The organism is Frankia sp. Allo2 (assembly GCF_000733325.1).
Classification (GTDB): domain Bacteria; phylum Actinomycetota; class Actinomycetes; order Frankiales; family Frankiaceae; genus Frankia; species Frankia casuarinae.
In genome coordinates this window covers 1-18124 of sequence record NZ_JPHT01000053.1, presented here as the reverse complement: position 1 = coordinate 18124, position 18124 = coordinate 1, and the positions used below count along the sequence as shown (strand labels likewise).

General features: G+C 69.5%; 16 protein-coding genes and 5 pseudogenes. 4 read left to right on the top strand and 17 right to left on the bottom strand.

Annotation, left to right across the window (positions count from 1 at the left end; translation table 11 throughout):
- Nucleotides 1–359, bottom strand: a 359-nt coding sequence (locus ALLO2_RS21195; RefSeq protein WP_035734383.1) for a site-specific integrase, incomplete at its 3' end; no start/stop codon positions are given.
- Nucleotides 360–673: 314 nt separating this feature from the next.
- On the opposite strand from ALLO2_RS21195, the gene ALLO2_RS21185 reads away from it, so the two are divergent.
- Nucleotides 674–1126, top strand: a complete 453-nt coding sequence (locus ALLO2_RS21185) for a deaminase (RefSeq protein ID WP_035734381.1) — start codon at nt 674–676, stop codon at nt 1124–1126.
- Nucleotides 1127–1649: 523 nt separating this feature from the next.
- Here ALLO2_RS21185 and ALLO2_RS21180 read toward each other — a convergent pair.
- The 5 genes and pseudogenes from ALLO2_RS21180 to ALLO2_RS21160 all read right to left on the bottom strand — a co-directional run bounded on the left by ALLO2_RS21180 (nt 1650) and on the right by ALLO2_RS21160 (nt 5668).
- Nucleotides 1650–2138 (bottom strand): hypothetical protein, encoded by a 489-nt coding sequence (locus tag ALLO2_RS21180; RefSeq protein WP_035913025.1) that lies wholly within the window; start codon nt 2136–2138, stop codon nt 1650–1652.
- Nucleotides 2139–2218: 80 nt separating this feature from the next.
- Entirely contained in the window at nt 2219–2743 is a 525-nt protein-coding gene (locus tag ALLO2_RS21175; protein ID WP_011436562.1) for a DUF6328 family protein, read from the bottom strand.
- Nucleotides 2744–2753: 10 nt separating this feature from the next.
- The gene (locus ALLO2_RS21170) at nt 2754–3347 is read right to left on the bottom strand and encodes a hemerythrin domain-containing protein (RefSeq protein WP_011436561.1); all 594 of its coding nucleotides are present in this window, start codon (nt 3345–3347) and stop codon (nt 2754–2756) included.
- A gap of 218 nt (nt 3348–3565) precedes the next feature.
- Nucleotides 3566–4030 (bottom strand): annotated as a pseudogene (locus ALLO2_RS21165) (hypothetical protein); the annotation flags it as partial.
- A 405-nt stretch (nt 4031–4435) separates the two neighbouring features.
- Complete coding sequence (locus tag ALLO2_RS21160; protein WP_023841999.1) at nt 4436–5668, bottom strand: universal stress protein; 1233 nt, start codon at nt 5666–5668, stop codon at nt 4436–4438.
- 250 nt (nt 5669–5918) lie between these two features.
- Between ALLO2_RS21160 and ALLO2_RS21155 the strand changes: the two genes are divergently transcribed.
- Entirely contained in the window at nt 5919–7130 is a 1212-nt protein-coding gene (locus ALLO2_RS21155) for an EAL domain-containing protein (protein WP_011436558.1), read from the top strand.
- 48 nt (nt 7131–7178) lie between these two features.
- On the opposite strand, the gene ALLO2_RS21150 is transcribed toward ALLO2_RS21155, so the two are convergent.
- The 4 genes from ALLO2_RS21150 to lipB form a co-directional block, all read right to left on the bottom strand.
- On the bottom strand, nt 7179–7628 hold the full coding sequence (locus ALLO2_RS21150) for an ATP-binding protein (protein ID WP_023842000.1): 450 nt from the start codon (nt 7626–7628) through the stop codon (nt 7179–7181).
- 182 nt (nt 7629–7810) lie between these two features.
- The gene (locus ALLO2_RS21145) at nt 7811–8446 is read right to left on the bottom strand and encodes an alpha-ketoglutarate-dependent dioxygenase AlkB (protein WP_011436556.1); all 636 of its coding nucleotides are present in this window, start codon (nt 8444–8446) and stop codon (nt 7811–7813) included.
- Nucleotides 8447–8527: 81 nt separating this feature from the next.
- Nucleotides 8528–10537, bottom strand: coding sequence for a serine/threonine-protein kinase (locus tag ALLO2_RS23635; protein ID WP_051875494.1), 2010 nt, complete (start codon nt 10535–10537; stop codon nt 8528–8530).
- Nucleotides 10538–10756: 219 nt separating this feature from the next.
- Nucleotides 10757–11560, bottom strand: a complete 804-nt coding sequence (lipB, locus tag ALLO2_RS21135) for a lipoyl(octanoyl) transferase LipB (protein WP_232235237.1) — start codon at nt 11558–11560, stop codon at nt 10757–10759.
- Nucleotides 11561–11669: 109 nt separating this feature from the next.
- On the opposite strand from lipB, the gene ALLO2_RS21130 reads away from it, so the two are divergent.
- A complete protein-coding gene (locus ALLO2_RS21130) occupies nt 11670–12083 on the top strand; it encodes a DUF2784 domain-containing protein (RefSeq protein ID WP_011436553.1) in 414 nt (137 codons plus the stop codon).
- 196 nt (nt 12084–12279) lie between these two features.
- On the opposite strand, the gene ALLO2_RS21125 is transcribed toward ALLO2_RS21130, so the two are convergent.
- From ALLO2_RS21125 to ALLO2_RS21120, 3 genes and pseudogenes are all read right to left on the bottom strand, one after another.
- Nucleotides 12280–12996, bottom strand: a complete 717-nt coding sequence (locus ALLO2_RS21125; RefSeq protein WP_011436552.1) for a metal-dependent hydrolase — start codon at nt 12994–12996, stop codon at nt 12280–12282.
- A 110-nt stretch (nt 12997–13106) separates the two neighbouring features.
- Nucleotides 13107–13235: pseudogene (locus ALLO2_RS28460) on the bottom strand (GNAT family N-acetyltransferase); the annotation flags it as partial.
- A gap of 482 nt (nt 13236–13717) precedes the next feature.
- Complete coding sequence (locus ALLO2_RS21120) at nt 13718–14893, bottom strand: IS4 family transposase (protein WP_369808194.1); 1176 nt, start codon at nt 14891–14893, stop codon at nt 13718–13720.
- Nucleotides 14894–15110: 217 nt separating this feature from the next.
- Here ALLO2_RS21120 and ALLO2_RS21115 point away from each other — a divergent pair, with 217 nt between their 5' ends.
- Nucleotides 15111–15431, top strand: a complete 321-nt coding sequence (locus ALLO2_RS21115) for a hypothetical protein (protein WP_011436548.1) — start codon at nt 15111–15113, stop codon at nt 15429–15431.
- A gap of 98 nt (nt 15432–15529) precedes the next feature.
- Here the strand turns inward: ALLO2_RS21115 and ALLO2_RS21110 are convergent, their stop codons facing one another.
- The 4 genes and pseudogenes from ALLO2_RS21110 to ALLO2_RS26700 form a co-directional block, all read right to left on the bottom strand.
- The gene (locus tag ALLO2_RS21110; RefSeq protein WP_035734377.1) at nt 15530–16084 is read right to left on the bottom strand and encodes a Uma2 family endonuclease; all 555 of its coding nucleotides are present in this window, start codon (nt 16082–16084) and stop codon (nt 15530–15532) included.
- A gap of 310 nt (nt 16085–16394) precedes the next feature.
- Nucleotides 16395–16976 (bottom strand): annotated as a pseudogene (locus tag ALLO2_RS21105) (helix-turn-helix domain-containing protein); the annotation flags it as partial.
- 242 nt (nt 16977–17218) lie between these two features.
- A pseudogene (locus tag ALLO2_RS21100) lies at nt 17219–17530 on the bottom strand (IS5/IS1182 family transposase); the annotation flags it as partial.
- Between the two features lie 14 nt (nt 17531–17544).
- A pseudogene (locus ALLO2_RS26700) lies at nt 17545–18124 on the bottom strand (transposase); the annotation flags it as partial.

Sequence of the window (18124 nt, the reverse complement as noted above, 5' to 3'; positions counted from 1 at the left end):
GCGTTGCTGTGCCGCACCGTCGCCGGCCCGTAGCCGTCCCCGAGGTGGCGCTTACGGGTCACCGGGTTGACCTGCCCCACGGTCGCCCGCGACCCGACCCGCGCCGCCGCGACCGGCTTGGTCGCCTGCCCGAGCCACAGCACGAAGTCCCGGACCTCCGCCGGACTCACCCGGTCCCAGGCCACTCCAACCGCGACCAGAAACCGCCACCACCGCAGCAACGCCAGCGCATAGCTGCGCACCGAGTTCGCCGACCGGCCCTGCGCGACGAAGTCCCGTAGGAAGACCTCGACCGGCTCGACCGGCTCACCGAGGCCGTCGACCAGCCTCCACGGCACCACGCCGTCGGACGCGACCACGCTTCCCCACAGCGGAAGCGGACAGCACGCTGCCACGCGTCCCGGGCCTGCCACGCTCCCGAGCGTGGGCTTTGCTGGAGGTGGTGGCTATACCGCGCAGCGTTATCTGCAATGAGCTTTAGGCATTGACATCGACACGGACGGTGCTACGGTTCGCGCGTTGACCGCCCGCCGCGTACGGATCGGGGAAGGCGGCCAGGGATGACGACGCCACGCCCGCGACGCAGTTGCACCCACTGCGGCCACCGGCACGCCACCGGCCATCCGGTCCACCGCCCTGCGGGACCGGACCCCAGGGAAGGAGGAGCCGCTCCATGCCCCAGCTCGACGATCACCGTTGGATGACCCGGGCCATCGAACTCGCCCACCGCTGCCCACCCGCCGCCGGCGCCTACTCCGTGGGCGCCGTCATCGTCGACAAGAACAACCAGGAGATCGCCTTCGGCTTCTCCCGCGAGGTCGACGACGCGGTACACGCCGAGGAGTCCGCACTCGCGAAGATCGGCCCGGGCGACCCTCGGCTCGCCACCGCGACGATCTACAGCACCCTCGAACCCTGCTCCCAGCGCAAGTCCCGGCCCCGCACCTGCACCCAGCTCATCCTGGAAGCAAAGATCCCGCGAGTGGTCATCGCCTGGCGCGAACCCAGCCTCTTCGTCGCCGACTGCCAAGGCTACGAACTCCTCACCCAGGCGGGCGTCACCGTCGTGGAACTACCCNAGCTCGGTGAACAGGCCCGCGCCATGAACGCCCACCTGTCAGTCTGATCCAATTTCGGCTGACGTCCGCTCGGCCTCGGAACGCTCTGGGCCGGTGTCCGCCGCGGTCCGTTGCCCCACGGGGTGGGAAGTTAGTGCCAGGGGTGGAGCGCGCAGGCGCTCGGCAACCCGCGCCACGACCGCGGGATCCGTACTGAAGGTGGTGTCCGGCAGGCCCGGCGCGCGTGCCGGAGCGGTTCTGGCACACCGACCAGATGCGTGATGCCTTCGCGGCCCAGCACATAGGCCGGGTCTCCGCGGCCTATCGCCTGCACCCCCACCACCTCCGGGCCCATCAGCCAGGAACGGCTGGGTCGGTGGCACACCCTGACGCAGGCCCAGGTCAGCCGGATCGAGAGCGGGCCACCTATCCGTGATCTTGACCGGCTGGCGCACTGGGCGCGGACCCCGCGGATGCCGCCGCACCTGCTGTGGTTCGACCTCCCCGGGCGACCCCGGCCGACGCCGGTGACCGTCGCGCTGGCCGCCCGGCCCAGCGGGCAGCTGTCACCGCCGGTCCCGGCGGCCGCGTTCACCCGGTGCCAGTCGCCCTGGTGGTACCAGCAGCAGTCCCGCCCGCCGCGGCGCGGGCGGATCTGGCGTACCCGCCGGCGCCGCGGTCCGCGTCGACCGGAGCACCGACCAGAGCGGCCAGCGTCTGGTCGGTCAGCCTGCGCCACCGAGGGTTCGCCGGCGTGTGTGGGCCGGTGACCGTGAACAGCACCTGGGTGAAGGCGTCGGCCGTGCTGTTGACGAACTGGCGCTGGACCCAGATCGGCGGCTCGGGATCGTCCGGGAGGTACCGCATCCACACCGCCGCTGCGTAGCGCTCGGCGCCGTTCATCAGCGACAAGCCTTCCCGCTCCGGCTGGGTCACGACAGCCACCGGCCGCAGGCCAGTCGCCGTGAACAGTTGCAACCGGAACGTCGTCGGACCCAGCGCCCGCGCGACGGTGAACATGTGCTCGTCGACCACCCGGGTCCGGGGTGATGCCGCCGTCGCCATGGCGCCCAGTTTCACGCGACGGGCAGCGTCAAGCCCGTGCCAAGAGCGGGTACCTGTCCGCACGGCAAGCCGCTGCGAACCGTCTGGGCACCCGGCTACGGTCCGGACGCCCAGCCGCCGGCGGCGAGGCGGATGGCGGCGGGCACGACGGCCCACAGCACGACCAGCACGACGAAGGTGCAGCCCCCGGCGATCCAGCCGGCCGGCGCCCCCCTGACCACGTCGAAGATGAGCAGGACGACCCCGGAGACGGCCACGGCGAACAATGCCAGGCCCACCTGGGCGAGCCGGTTCGCCACCCGGATCAGCGTCTCCTTCTCCTTGCGCCGGAAGACCGCGCGGTGCAGGCTCACCGGCATGATGAGCAGCCCGGTGGCGCTGACCGTCAGCAGCACGATCACGAGATAGAGCGACTTCTGCTCGTTGCTCAACGTCGTGAACCGCTGCTGGAACGGGATGGCGAGCAGGAAGGCGGTCAGCAGCTGCACGCCCGTCTGGACGACGCGCAACTCCTGCAGCAGATCTCCCCAGTTGCGGTACCGGCGTTGCGCCGGGGTCTCCGAAGGGTCCGGCCCGCCGTTCGAGGAGCTCCCCCGGGCGGTGGAACTCCTCGCCGTCATCCCGCCGCCGTCATCCCGCCGCCGCCGTCTGCCGCCGAGCGTCGCGCAGCCGGTCGACGAGGGACACCACCGGCCCGAATACCCGCTGAGCGGTGGGGGATCCCGCGACCGAGGGGTGCGGATGGGTGGGGGCGATCGCCTGAATGGCCCGCAGTCTGCGGCCCAGGCGCACGAGTTCGGATTCGGGACGGACCTGGCGCAGCGCCTCGAACTCCTCCCGCTCCTCGCGCTCGGCGTGTTCCAGCACCGTGTGCTCGAACGCGGCGAGCTTGGCCCCGAACTCGACGCTGCTCGCCTCCATCCGATCGAGGTCGGCGAGGTCCCGACTCGCAGCCTTCTCCTCGTGGTTGCGGGCATCGGTCACCTCGGGCCCCACCACCTGCCGGCTGATCGGGCGCAGCACCACCTCCTCGCCGGTCTCGTGGGCCGCGAGCAGCGCCCGCAGCTCGTCGAACGTCTCCTGGCGGCGTCGGCCCGTCGACGTCCTGACCTTCCCGAACAGCTCGCGGATCTCGGCATGCTGCGCGAGCAGGATCCCGACCACATCGTCCTCGGGGAGCTGACTCGCCCGGGTTCGTTCCCTCGTGGCCTTGCTGACCGTCATCGCACTCTCCTCATCGCGGACCGCGCACCGGACCGTGTCCCTGCTGGCCTGCCCGCTTGGCGGGAACAGGAACCTGGTCCGAGCGGGGGATGCGCCGGACCGGGATGTCCAGGCCCAGGGATGGGCGCTCTGAGAGGAGAGCAGGAGGTTCTTCGGAATTCGGAATCAGGAGGTTCGTCATTCGGAATCAGGAGGTTCGTCGGCGCCGGGCGGGTCTNCCGGCGTTCGAACATCCAGGCCGCGGCCAGCGCTACGCCGACCACGATCCCGACGAGCAGCGCCCCGCCGAACACGAAGAAACCGACCGTCCTGATCAGGGCGATCGCGATCGGCAACGCCGCGGCCAGCAGGAACACGCCGTGGGTGCGCACCGGCGTGTTCACCATGGCGATGATCTTGCGCGGGCCTGTCACCCGGTTGACGTTCAGCTCGTCGGACACCGACGGCATGAGCCGGATCGTCGTCCACGTCAGCAGGACGAAGGCGATCGACAGCCCGAGGGCGTAGAGGAGCCCCACGCCGCGGCCGAAGGCGTCGAACGCCGCACCGGCGCCGATCACGGTGATCATCAGCGGGACGTACCAGGAGGTGGTGCGGTCCTGCCGGGCCTGACCGGCGAGCCAGCGCGCCTGGGCGAACCGTTCGCCGCGCCGACCGGAACCGCCATAGTACTGATCCGCCATAGTCGCTCGACGCTCCCCTCCCACGGCCGGCGCCGTGATGCCCCCGTACCTCACGGGGACATCACGCCCCGATCTGCCCATCCTCCCCCAAGACGAGGGAAAGCCGGGCCGTTTCGGGAGGATCACCTGCCCGCCGCGCCGTCACCGCTGGATCGCGGGCCGCGCTCGGCGGGCCGCGAGAGCCGACACCGCAGGTGGCGCGGCAGGTGGCGCGGCAGGTGGCGCCGCCGGTGACCCGCCGTCCACCCGCTCGGTACGTGCCCGATCGGGCATCCCCGCCCGGGGCCCTCGATCTCGGCCCACGACCCGAAAGCTCGCGGCTCACGGCCCAAGAGCCCACGACCCGAGGGAAAGGGACTCGCACCGGGTCGAAGGTCCGCCGCGGCGGAGTCACCACACGTCGCACTAATCACTACACGTCGTACTTCCGGGCGTGCGGATGACCGCGACCGCGCACTGGGCGTGTGTCACACACTGTGAACTGATGGAGCCCAGCAGCAGCTCGGCGAATCCGCCGCGGCCCCGGGCTCCGATGACCAGGAGCTGCGCCCCCGCCGCGGCCCGCAGCAGGCTGGACGCGGCCGCTCCGCGGATCAGGTCCGTGCGCACATCGAGATCACCCGGCTCGGGCAGACCCACGCGCACCGCCTCGTCCAGCACGGCTCGCGCGGCGCCTTCGAGGGCGGCGTCGACGAGGGCCGTTCCGCCGGATCCCGTCGCATCGAGCGCGGGACCCCCGAACGCGGGACCCCCGAACGCCGACCCCCCGAACGCCGACCCGCCGAGCGCCGCATCGGCGGACCCCGGGTCACCAAATCCTGGACGATCATCGAGTACCGTGCCCCCCGATGCCGTGCCCCGAACTCCACGGCCGGCGAATCCCGGAGCGAAGCCCGTTTCGCCCGGGTCCGTCCGGATGGATCCGGTCCCGCCCGGATCCGTGTCGCCGAGCCCCGCACCAGCCGACGCCGCACCAGCCGGCGCGGCACGAACGGCCCCAGCGCCCACCGTGGGTACCGCACCAGCGGACCTGGCACCGCAGAGTCCCAGCCGGACAACGCACTCCGGTGGCAGCGGCGCCCAGGCGTGCATGATGCGCAGCGACGCCCGGCGCAGCGCCGCCTCCTGGGCGGCCCACCGCAGCGCGGCCAACGAGCAGGCGGACCCGTCCACCCCGACGACGACGGGCCCGCTCTCGGCCGGCTCCGCCGACCTGCCGTGGACCACGACCACCGGCACCGACGCCCCGTACACGCACGCCATGCTGACCGAACCGGCCGGCAGGCGGCGCGGCCGGTCACGGCCGCGGGCACCGAGGACGAGCATGACCGCGCCCTCCGACTCGGTCAGTATCGTGTCCACCGGGCTCCCGTACACGGTCCGCTCGACGATCCAGGCGTCGGGCTGGGCCTCGCGGACCCGGTTGACGACGTCGTGCAGCATCCACTGGGCCGTCCAGCGGGGATGCTCCGGTGAGGTGGCGGGCGGCGGCTTCACCCGCGTGCAGAACGGGCCGGCCGCGGCCCAGACGAGCACGGCACGCACCCGCGCGCTACAACGACGCCCCGCGCGCACGGCCCACCGCAGCGCGCGCTCGGCATCTGTCGACCCGTCGATCCCGACCACGATGTCCGCCACGCGACACCGCCTCCCCTCCGAGCATCCTCGCTCGCCGAGCAGGCATCCGTCCCGATCCCGTGTCTACTACAACACGAAGAGACAACGGACGCGAGGGGAGACAGACGGGAGACAGTGGATGGATCTCCCGGCAGTGGCGGACGCCGGTCATGAACAGGTCGATATCGTTCATGAAACGGTAACAGATCTCGGTGCCGACCAGGGTGTGCGCGGAAAACCCGAGGGAACACCAGGAGAGGAGGTGGTACGGATGTCGGTCCGTCCAACCCCCGCCTCGGTGCTCGGGCCGAAGGCCGAGGTTCCCGAGCCGGCGACGGCGGTGGTGGAGCTGCTGGGGATACTGCGCCGCCATCTGGGCATGGATCTTGCCTGGCTCGGTCGCATCGAGGCGGACGTCCTCGTCGTGCAGGTCATCAACGGGGACGGCGCGTCGTTCCAGCTGGCCCCGGGCTCCACCGTTCGGCGCGAGAGCGCCCTGTTCGGACGCGTCCTGTCCGGTGAGTTTCCCACCGTCATCCCGGACACCCGAGCCGATCCGCGCATCCTGCGACTGCCCGTCGTCGACGAACTCGACGTGGGGGCCTACGCCGCCGTGCCGGTGGTCGACAGCGACGGCATCGTCTACGGCCTGGCCGGCTGTCTCGGGCACGGGCCGCATCCGCACCTGCGGCCGCGCGACGGCCGGTTCCTGCGGATGATCGCGGAGATCCTCGGCGATTCCGTGACCGACCTGCACCGGATGTGGGAGGTCCGCAGCCGCGTCTGGCGCGACGTCAGCCATGTGATCGACGGCGGGGGGCCCGCGCTCGCCTTCCAGCCGGTGCTCGACCTCGAACACGGAAAGATCATCGGAGTGGAGGCGCTGTCCCGGTTCTCGGACTACGCCCGCAGCCCGTCACAGTGGTTCACCGCGGCAGGCTCCGTCGGCCTCAACGTCGATCTCGAACTCGCCGCGGTCCGACGCGCGCTCGCCGTGCTGCCCCGGCTGCCGACGCACATGATCCTCGCGATTAACGTCTCGGCGACGACCCTCTCGGCCGGCCTGGTGGACATGATCATGAACGAGGATGCCGAACGCATCCTCGTGGAGATCACCGAGCACGAACGGATCGGCGACACTCCGGCGATCAACCGCGACATCGAGCACCTGCGCCGGCTCGGCGTCCGCATCGCCGCCGACGACGTGGGTACCGGCTATGCCGGGCTGGAACAGCTCGTCCGGCTGCGACCGGAGATCATCAAGATGGACTGCTGCCTGACCCAGGGCATCGACACCGACCCGGCCCGGCGGGCCGTGGCCGCCGGGCTGGTGCACGTCGCCAAGGAGATCGGAGGCAGCGTGGTCGCCGAGGGCATCGAGACCGCGGCCGAACTCCAGGCCACCCGGGAGACCGCGATCCCCTACGGCCAGGGCTTCCTTCTCGGCCCGCCCACCCCCGTCCTGCCCGAGGCCGTCAGGTAAGCCCCGGCGTCAGGTAAGCCCCGGCGCGCCCGGCCGCAGCGGCGGCGGTCAACCATCGACGGCGGGGCTCTCCCGACGCAACCGGAACCAGACGACCTTCCCGTCGCCGGGGATGACGTCGGCGCCCCAGGTCTCAGCGAGCTCGGCCACCAGGTGCATACCCCGCCCGCCGAGCGAGTCGGTGTCGACCTGCTGCACCTGCGGGAGGCGGCTGTCCGGATCCTGGACGCCGACCCACACCTGGTGGTCGGTTGTCCGGATCTCCAGAACCGGCTCACCGCGGCCGTGCACGACGGCGTTGGTGACCAGTTCGCTGGCGAGCAGCACGACGATCTCGGTCAGCTCCGCCGCGAAGCCGGTGCCGGCGAGGCCCGCGGCCAGCCGGACCCGGGCCTGCCGGGGCGCGATCGGGCTGAGCGGCAGCACGAACCTGTCCAACGGCTCGCCGGGCTCGCCGGGCTCGCCCGACTCGCCGGGCAGCTCCGGTTTACCCGTCATGTGAAAGACATTTCCTTGCAATCATGTGGATAAACCCGGTGTCGGAGCTCAGTCCGTGACCCGCGCGAGCACCTCGTCCCAGTCCCGCAGGAAACGATCGAGACCGTACCGGGCCAGGGCCGCCCGCCGGGCCTTCTTCCCGTACGCCCGAGCGAGGTCCACCGAAGCGGGAACGGTCCAGCTCAGCGCACGCCGCGCGGGCGGAACTGAACGCTGATCCGCGGCCCGACCGGCCGCGCCGTCTTGGGCACGGCATGATCCCACGTGCGCTGGCAACTGCCTCCCATCACGAGCAGGTCGCCGTGGCCCAGGTCGTGCCGGATCGCCGGGCCGCCCCCGCCCCGCGGCCGCAGCAGCAACGCACGCGGGGCGCCCAGGACGGCGATCGCGACCATGGTGTCGCGGAACCCACCCGGCCCGACGCGATCGCCATGCCAGGCCACACTGTCACGCCCGTCGCGATACAGGCACAGCCCGGCGGTGGCGAAGCCCTCGCCCAACTCGGCCGCATAGTGCTCGTCGAGGACCCGCTTCGCCGCGCCGAGCGCCGGATCGGGCAGCGACGCACGCTCGTCGTAGAAGGCGAGCAGCCGGGGAATGTCGACGACCCTGTCGTACATCGTCCGCTGCTCCGCCCGCCAGGGGACACGATCGCGCAGCCGCTCGAAGAGCACGTCGGCTCCAACGATCCAGCGGGGCCGCACATCGACCCACGCACCCCGCGCGAGCCCGACTCGTCGGACGGACGTCCCGAGTGGGCCGACCTCGATCGCCGGGGCGTCATCGAGCAACGAGGCCTGGAACGCCGCGATCTCCATGCTTCGACACTACCAAACACACGTTCGAAGACAGGTCTGCGACAAGCCCGAAGGCCCGAAGGCCCGAAGGCCCGAAGGCCGTCACAGGTTGACAGGCGAGTAATCGGAGCAGGAATAGACGAGGGTAGCCGGCGGGGTCCCCTCGAACCGCATCGTTCCGATGTACGTCGCCCCCGTCGGCGACTTCCGCGAGGTCTTCAGCTCCACGACAGGCCTACGGATCCCGCTTTCCAACCGAAGGCACGACGTAACCGGCACCCGGAGGTCCGCCGCTCCCGCTGCGGCGAAAAACACGACCGTCCGACCGGCTCCGACGCGTACCTCCAGCACGTTCACGAAGTAGTTGTCGTCGTAAACGCTCACCGCCACCGATGGCATCGTCACCGTGCCGAGGAGCGCGGCCGAGTAGTCCGCCTGGCACGAGTAGCGGAAACGGTAGCTTCCCGGCAGCGCGAGCGAGAACGTCAGTGTTCCGGAATACCGTCCGGAGGAGCTCACCGGCACGTCGGCCTGGACGGGAAACAGCCGGAGCTCGCGAGAACCCGACGAGACCAGCACGCAGGATGTCCGCGGATCCCGCAGGTCGCTACGGCCGGTCGCGTCGAATCCGACCCGCAGCAGGAAGCCGTCCTGCCGGCTTCTGGTGAGAGTTGCGTAATAGTCGGCGCTGTACTGCGACACCCCGGGCGCGGCGGCGGAGAAGGAGGGCACGACGGTGAGCTCCTGGGACGGTCGGGGGGAGCCTGCTGCAGTGGCCGAACTCGTTCGCGCCCCGGTCCCCGCACTGGTCCCCGCACCGCTCGCGGCCCCGCTCCCCGCCCCGCTCGCGGCCGCGGACGGCGATACCCTCGGGACGCCGTCTTCCGGTCCGGTCGCGGCCACCGTCGCGGACGCGGTGCCGGTCAGGGACCCGTCGCCCGGATGGGCGCCGACACCACCGCGGGCGAGGAACNCCCCGGCCAGGATCGCGAGGACGGCTGTCAACGTCCCGGCCACGAGCCACACCCGTCCTGAGGGACGGCCAGGCGCCCCGGGCAGCCCAGGTGCCCCAGGCGCCCCGGGCAGCCCAGGCGTCCCAGGCATCCCGGAGTCAGGCCACCGCGAACCGCCTGCCTCCGGCTCGCCGACGGGCGGCAGCAGGGCCGTTGCCGGTCGCGAGACCGTAGGTACCCGCGGCAACGGCGGTGTCGGTACCTGTGCCGGCGGTGGTAGCTGTGCCGGTGTCGGTGTCGGTACCTGTGCCGGCACCAGCACCGGTGATGCCGGTCCCCCGGCCGCGAGGGAGGCGAGGGCGCGCGCGGCAGCCGCGGCATCCAGCCGGACTACCGGGTCCTTCTCGAGCATCGCATCCAGCACCGGCCGAAGTGGACCGGCGAGCACGGTCGGGCGCGGCGGTTCGAACAGGATCGCGCTGAGCAGCCCGGCGGTCGTGTCGGCCTGGAACGGTAACCTCCCCTCCACCATCTGGTAAAGGGTGACTCCCAGGGAGAACACGTCACTACGCCCGTCCGCGGGCTGACCGCCAAGCCGTTCGGGAGCGACATAGGCGATGGTGCCGACCACTCCGGCGGCGGTCATCCGACTGTCGTCGTTGTGCGCGGCGATACCGAAGTCGGTGACGAGTGCCCGGCCACTCTCCGCCAGCAGGATGTTGCCCGGTTTGATGTCGCGATGAACGACGCCCTTCGCATGGGCGAAGGNGNGGGCATNGGCGACCGCCGCTCCGATCGACGCTGTCTCATCCGGCCGTAGCCCGCCCGATCCCCGCAGCCGGTCCGCTACCGACCGAGCCGGGATGATGAGGTCCATGACGATCCACGGCAGCCCGCCGTCCTCGACCACGTCATGGACGCTGACGATCCCGGGGTGACCCCGAAGGCGGGCGGCGTTCATCCCTTCCCGCCGTGCGCGGGCGATCCGTTCGGTCCACTCCCCCGGCGTGGAGTCGACGGGGATCGAGACTTCCTTGAGCGCGACGTCGACCCGCAGCATCTGGTCGGTCGCCCGCCAGACGGCCCCCATCCCGCCAGCCCCGAGGCGGTCCTGGAGTCGGTAACGGCCGGCGACGACCAGTCCCGCATGGCCTACCACGGTTCTCCCCGATCCTCCCCGTCCGTGCCGTCCGTGCCGTCCGTTCTGGACGGCTACTTTAGTGAGGGTTCCGTGGATGTCTCCCCGCCGGCCCGGTCGACCCGGTCGACCTGATCCCGACTTACCAGGTCGCCGATCGCGCACTCGTCGTGGGGCCGCCGAATTCAGGGGAGGAAATAACGGTCCAGGGGCCACCGACCGTACCCAGGTCCCCCGAACTCAGGTTCGACCGGCTCGGGTCCCCGTGCCCAGATCCCCCGAGCTCAGGTTCGGCGCCGGGGGGTGCGGGGCGTTGCGTGCGCCGAGCATCTCGGCGGCGATCTCGCGGACCTCGGCCATGCTCGGGACGGCGTGCCCCGCGTCGGTCAGCTCCCGCTGCACGGAGGTCATCTCCACCTCGGGCATGCCGCAGGGCGTCGCCCAGGTCCATGGCCGCATGTCGCAGTCGACGTTGAGCGCGAATCCGTGGCTGGTCACCTTGCGCGTGCACCGCAGGCCGATGGACGCGATCTTCCGGTTGGTCCGGCGGGTCCAGACCCCCGTGAGCTCGACGGACCCGGGCGGGGNGTCCCNCCGCTCGGCCGGAATGCCGAGCGCCTCGACCGTGTCCACCAACCGGGCCTCCAACAGCCGCAGGAACGGCACCACCGCGTTCATCGCGCCGATATGACACATCACGTAGCCCACCAGCTGGCCGGGGGCGTGGTACGTCAGCAGCCCACCCCGGTTGGTCTCGTGAACCGGGATGCCCAGCCCCGCGAGCGGGCGGTGCTCGGGCGGGGTCCGCTTGCCGACGGTGTAGACCGGCGGATGCGACAGGAACCACAGCGTGTCCGGCCGCACGCCGTCGATCCGTTCCCGCACCATCACCCGCATCCGTGCCATGGCAACCTCGTAGTCGACAAGATCGTCGTCGAGGCGCAGCAGGATCTCAGGCCAGGTCACCGGGCCCGGGCCCGGGCCCGGGCCGCTGTCCACCCCGTCGACGGCGTCCACCCGGTCGATAGCATTCGCGGGGTTCACGGCATTCACCTCTCCACCGTATGCCCGGTCCACCGTATGCCCGGGTTCCGGCGGTCCGGGCCGGGATGATCCCGCGCGGTCGGCGTACCGTGGCCCACAGGGAGCAGCGATGACGTACGACATTCTCGCCGACCTCGTCGTGGTGGCCCACCTGCTCGGGATCGCGTTCATCATCTTCGGTGGGCTGCTGGTCCGGCGGCGGCGCTGGCTGCTCTGGCTGCATGTGCCCGCCGTCATCTGGGGTGTAACGATCATCACGATCGGGTTCACCTGTCCGCTGACCCCGCTGGAGAAGTATCTGCGACGGCTCGATGGTCAACCGGCCTACCAGGGCGGTTTCATCGATCATTACCTTGCGGGCGTCCTCTACCCGGACGATCTCACCTGGCTCGTCCGCTCGCTGGCCGCGCTGATCGTGGTCGTTGCCTACGTGCGCGTCTGCCTGGACCTACACCGACGACGGTCCCGACCGACGGTGGACACCGGACCGGATCCGGCATCATCCGACCCCGGCCAGCGATGACCGTGATGACCGGCGGTGGGTCAGGCCGAGGCCGGCTACGACGTCACGGCACTGCGAGGTCACGGCGCTACGACGTCACGGCGCTACGACGTCACGGCGCTACGACACCGCCACCGGCGCACCCCGAATACCCCAGCGGGCACACCGCCTACGCTGGCGCCGCCCAGCCGGTGTTCGCGGGGCGGCGCCGGGTGTCTCAACCGGCGGTGAGCCAGTGGGACACGGCGTCGCCCGTCACGACTCGCACGGTCAGGATTACCGCGGCGACCGCGAGAAGCGGAACGACGACCCAGTGTTCGATCCTGCCGTCCGTCCGGGGAACCAGGACTGTCTCCATCCGCCAGGTGACCGGCCAGAGAAGAGGGCAGCCGCGCGGGGTCAGGCAGTCCCCGGCCAGGTGGGCGAGACAGCCCAGGGTGACCGCGTAGCCGGCGAAGCTCATGTCAATGCCGTGCATGAGAAAGACAGCGACCCCGGCGGTCACGCAGTCCATGACGGACGACCAGTGCTCGTGCTTCTCGAAGTCCAGGCCGAGCCCACGTAACCCGAAGCCCACGAGGACGAACAGCGCGGCCCACCACCCATACTCGAAACGGGCAGCCAGCAGGCCCATGACCACACCCATGCCGAGCGCGAAGAGGATCGAGTGGGTGGCGTGCCGGTGGCCACCGGCGGCCCTGCTGATCCACCTGCACATAACCCGGGTGACCGGCCCGAAGGTGTTGGCGATCCGACCGTGGGGATGGTCGATGTCGGGCAGAAGCGCCGCGCCCGCGGATACCACCGCGCCGGCGATCACCTGGGACGAGGACAAGGACACCGCGTGCGAGCCCAACCACTGCTCCCGGGACAGCAGGGGTGCGACGGCCAACCAGACCACCGCCCCGCTCAGGGCGTGGGTCCGTCCCATCATGGCAGCTCAACCTCAATGATCAGCATCGTCAGACTGTATCCAGCCGATCCAGCCGCCGCGCGCCGAGCGACGTTCGGCTGTCCCGTGGCAAGCGGGCTCCGCGTGTGGTCCTAGAAGCCGAGCCGCTGATACACGCCGTTGCTGGTCGGATCAGCCGGATCGGTGAACAGCAGGACCTCGTGCGCTCCCGCGTCCAGCGCAGCCTGGCTCACCGCTGCCGTCACAGCCCCGGCATAGCCCAATGGCGCTTAGTTAAGCGGTCCGAGCAAGGATGATCTTCGATTGTTGATCATGACGGATGCCGGTGTCTGTTGGGCGTTTGACTCGGTAGGCGCTGTGGCGGCCTCGTCTGATGGCGCGTGGGTACGTGCGGTGGCGGCGCACCGGGTTGAGCTGTTCGATGATCTCTGTGAAGATTTCCCGAAGCGCGTGCGTGTGGTCCTCAGTAGGGTCGGGGAATGGCGCGGTGGCCGTCGGCTCCGTTTCCATTCCCCGCCACATCGATCCGTGCATGCCGTTCTCCGGCACACGGCTCTCCGACGTTCTTCACCGTCGGCGTTCGGCCTTGCCTCGCCATGGCTTGTTCGGCCAGGGCGGAATGGGTCTGGCGGTCCGTGACATGACTAGTAGCCCGAGGTAGTTCTTCGACGACTAGCCGACGATCCAGCGTCCGATTTTCCCTCCGTGATCCCACGGGAAATGACCTCGCGATCCTCCGCTGTCAACACCGCGCCGCGCACCGAACCTCCAGATCAGTAGGCCACGTTCCTACCAGACCCGATCTATGACCGGATTCATACGTGGTGCACTGACCTATTGAGACCGAGCGGGCTTCGCCCCGCTGGTGGGTCTTCACCTCATCGAAGATTCTTTCAATTTCCCACCGCTCATGGTAGCCCGTGGCGAGTTCCACCGCGGATATATCGGTGTGGTCAAGGATGTTGGTGATGAGGCAGATCAGTTCTCCGGTGCCGGCTCCGGTGCGGTCGGGCACCGTGTATTCGATGACGNGGANGGGTGTCGCGTAGTCCTNGGNAAAATCGCGGCCCGCGCGGGCGTCGACGATGAGCTGTTCCCGCCGTTTCCCGCTTAGTTTCGGATTGATGACAATGGAGAGGTAGGAGCCGTCAGGGAGCGGTTGGATGACCGGTAGCGCGAGGTTGGACCTGACTCGCCAGAGCAGGTCCGCGCCGGTGTCAAGTGCCTGGTGCCACAGGTCGCGGCCGTAGAAGTTGCGGTCGGCGGTGAGGAGCATCCCGGGTTCGCAGGCGTCGAAGAGAGTGGCGGCGAGGGNGCGTTCGTCGCTCGCCCGGGGGCCGACCGCGGCGGCGACGATCGCGTGCGTGCCGCATTCGGCGAGCGCGACAACATGGACCTGTGGCAGGGCGCTGGCCTTGTGTCCGTTGGTGTGCCGTCCGAACCTGGCCACGTTCTCGGGGGTGTCCGCGGCGTCGAGGAAGAACCCGTCGATCGCCGTCAGCCGCCGGGAACGCAGCCATGCGCCCTTGGTACCCCGCCCCGCGACCGGCACCGCGACACGTTCAAACAACAGTTTCAGAGGCGCGGCGCCGAGTCTGATCCGTGCCTGCGAGATCGCCCCGCTAGTTGGGACCTGCCAGTCACCCTTCCAGTTCCCCAGCCACCTCAACGCACCGGCGAGTTTACGCATGACTTCTTCGTAGTCATCGTCGAAGAAGAGGCACATCGCCATCGTGAAGTACACCATGACCCGGGCTGGCAGCAGCCTGGTACGCCGTTCCTGCCGTTTCGTCTCCACCAGCGCTTCATCGACGAGATCCCGGGGAACGATTCTGGCGAGCACACCGATCGAAATACGGTCGGTCAGCCGCTCGCTGTCCACGGCTGGCAATTCCACTACCTGACGAAGGCGCACCACACCCGGATGCTATCTGCCGACCGCCCGACTCCCGATGTGAACTCTCCGCCGCCCACTGATCGACGTTGAGGAACTGGACCGAACGCCGTGTTCGAAAATTGATCGACGCGGGATCGGACGTTGGCATGTCGGGATGGACAGGCGTCCCTCTAACTTAATCGAGCGGCATTGCCACCTCAGACTCATCCGCGTCGCCTCACCACAAAGGACCGCCCCCATGATCAGACTCGCGTTTTACGGCAGGGTCTCCACCGAAGACCAGCAGGATCCAGAGGCCTCCCGTAACTGGCAGATCGCCCGCGCACGAGCCCTGCTGGTGATCCTGCGTGAAGCCGACTCCACCGGCAAGGCCGAGGTCTACCGTGAACTTGGCCTGAAGCTTATCTACGATCACGAAACAGAGACGATCACAGCCGAAGCCACACCAAGATCATCGGCGTGCGTAGTGTCTGTGTCCGAGGGGGGATTCGGCCACTACGCACACGCCCTTAACCAGCGCAGGCGCATACCGGTTGCCCGGCAAGCGGGCGACCGGTAACAGCCCGCGTGCCGGCCCTGCGTCACCGCCGCACCGAACACTCATGCGCCCCCGGAATCCTGCCGGCCGGCTTGCCCGGCAACGCCCAGCAGACGCCGCTACAACCGACCGAGATCGATCTTGACCGGGAAAGGTGCGGCAGCATCGACGGCGCCCGTGAAGACCTCAGCGCCACGGTACGTTCCGGTCGCCGGGTCGAGGACGTAGGTATAGACGNCNGGGNCGCNGGNGGGGGGCTGCTCGACCCGCCAGTAATACGAGATTCCAGCCTTCGCATACTGCTCGGCCTTGACAATCCGGTCGGTCGTCTCAGAGCCCGGTGAGACCACCTCGACGACGAGCAGAAGATGCTCGGGACGGGCCGACATGATGTCGATCGTGTCGGCGCGGTACACGGCCACGTCCGGACGCCGATTCGTCAACGGCACGTCCTGAAGCCGAACATCGACGTCGAAGTCCGCGTTCCAGCCCGGCCCGGCAGCAGCCTCCAACGCGACCGCGAGGATCTTGACCAGCCGGTTGTGACGCTTGGACGCGCTGGGGCTCACAACGACCGTCCCGTCCACGATCTCGATGCCCGCGCACCGCTCCTCGGACCAGGAGTCGTATTCCTCCGCCGTGATCTGCTGGTGCATCCAGGCAGGAGCGATCATCCCCGCAGTGATGGCACACCTCCTTCAGATGATCCAACAGACCTGATCCCCGCCGAACCAGCGTAGCGCCGTACCCTCTGTGTCTCGGCATCCTGCGGCAGCCCACCCGCACCCGCGAGGGTGGCTGGGACTGACCCGGGTGTGTCAAGAAAACGGCTCTGTCGCACATCCGGTTTGCGCCGTGAGGCGCTGTGGTTCGAGTGGAGGTGAGAGACCTTCACCGTCTGCCCTGTCGCTGCAGGGTGGGTGGAGCTGAGGGCTGCCTGGTCCGGGTAGTGCCGGTCTGGGTGGGAGCAGCCCTGACGAAGCCGGGACGTTTCAGTAGCGGTCCGAACTGGTCGAACGCGAAGCACCGGTTCGGACAGGTGCCGGTGAGGTACTCGATCCGGTCGAGCTTGCGGTTCTTGTCCGGGTCGGTGGACTCCTTCCACGTCCTCGTGCGTGGGAACGAGATCCGATGGTGGTGCAGGAGCTGCCGCAGCCGTTCCCGACCGATGGTGACGGTGCGGTCGGGGTTGTCGGCCAGGTAGGCGGCGAGCTTGCGCAGGCTCCAGTGCGTGAACGGCTGCCCGAGTCTCTCCGGGCGGGTGCGGGCCGTCGCCACGGCGAACACCTCGTCGTCAGAGCTGATCAGGCGGGGACGGCCTCCCGCCCAACGAGGGTCCAACGCGTCCAGGCCGATCTCGTTGAACCGGTGGATCACCCCCCGGACCGTGTCCTCGTCCGCCGCGACGAGACGAGCGATCGCGGGGACCGGGGTCCCACTCGCCGACGCCATGATGATCAGTGCGCGGCGGACTCGGATCGCGCCGTGTTTCCCGCGGCGCGCGATCGCTTGGAGTCGTTGGCCTTCCTCATCGGTCAGCCGCCGTGCCCGTACCGGCCGCGCCATCGCGGTTCACCTCCAGGGCTGGTCGCCGTCCTCATCGGGGATGGTGTGCCCGTGATCACCCGCCTCTACCTACTCCACGGCCGGAAACGTTCGTGGTCAGCGCACCAGCCGGGCAGGATCCGGTGGCGGAGAAGCGGGAAGTCAGCTCGGCGGTGCATCTGGCGCATGATCTTCTTGGTCTTGGTGTTGACGCCTTCGGTGCCACCGTGGCTGTAAGAGCCTGTCCTGGATCTTGAGTGATGTTAACGCTCTGTAGTNTCGCGGGGTTGCCAGCGTGGGACGGGATTCCCGCGAACGAGACGGCGGACCATGGTGCGGATCATCGCCCAGTGGATGAACNATGCGGAGGTGGCGGGGTGGCGTTCGTAGTCGNGGGCAAGCCGCCGGTGGGCGGTGAGCCAGGCAAGGGTACGTTCGACCACCCATCGTTTCGGCAGGGCCTCGAAGGTTTTCTGACCGGGTTTCTTCCGAACGATCTCGACGGTGGTCCTCATGATGGTCCGCGCCCATGCAACAGGCTCGCCAGCGAAACCGCCGTCGGCGAACAGATGACGGCGGCTACGATTCCTTAACCTGTCGGTCCTTCAGATCCTGCGGCTGTTGACCTGTCCGTGGTCTTCCCGACTGGTTGGGTGATCGCTGGTCGTCGGTTGGTGCGGCCGGGTGGGCGTCCGGGGCCGGGTCGGGCGGGTTTCGGTGCGCGGGCCGGTAGCGGTGTCTTCGGGCGGAGGTTGCGGAATCCCCGGCGGACACGGGCCGGAGTCAGCCTTGTGGGTTCGGCGGGTCGTTCCCAGGGGCGGCGCAGGTCGGTGGTGAGCGCGCGGGCGAGCCGGAGCTGGGTGTAGGCGGTGAGGACAAGCCAGGTCCAGCGGTCCGCCGCGGCGGGGTCCCGGATCTTCGGGGCGGTCCAGCCGAGGGTCTGCTTGACCATGCGGAAGGTGTGTTCCAGGTCGAATCTTCGCAGGAACGCCTGCCAGGCGCGGTCGACGTCGGCGCTGCCGGCGTCGACGGTGGAGTGCCACAACCAGACCGGTTTCGGGCGCCGTTCGCCCGGGAGGCGGTCGACGACGAGGCGGATCAGGGTGCCCTCGATGATCGGGAGCTGGCCGGTGTGGTGTTCCCATCCGCCACGGCGGGTCAGCCGGGGG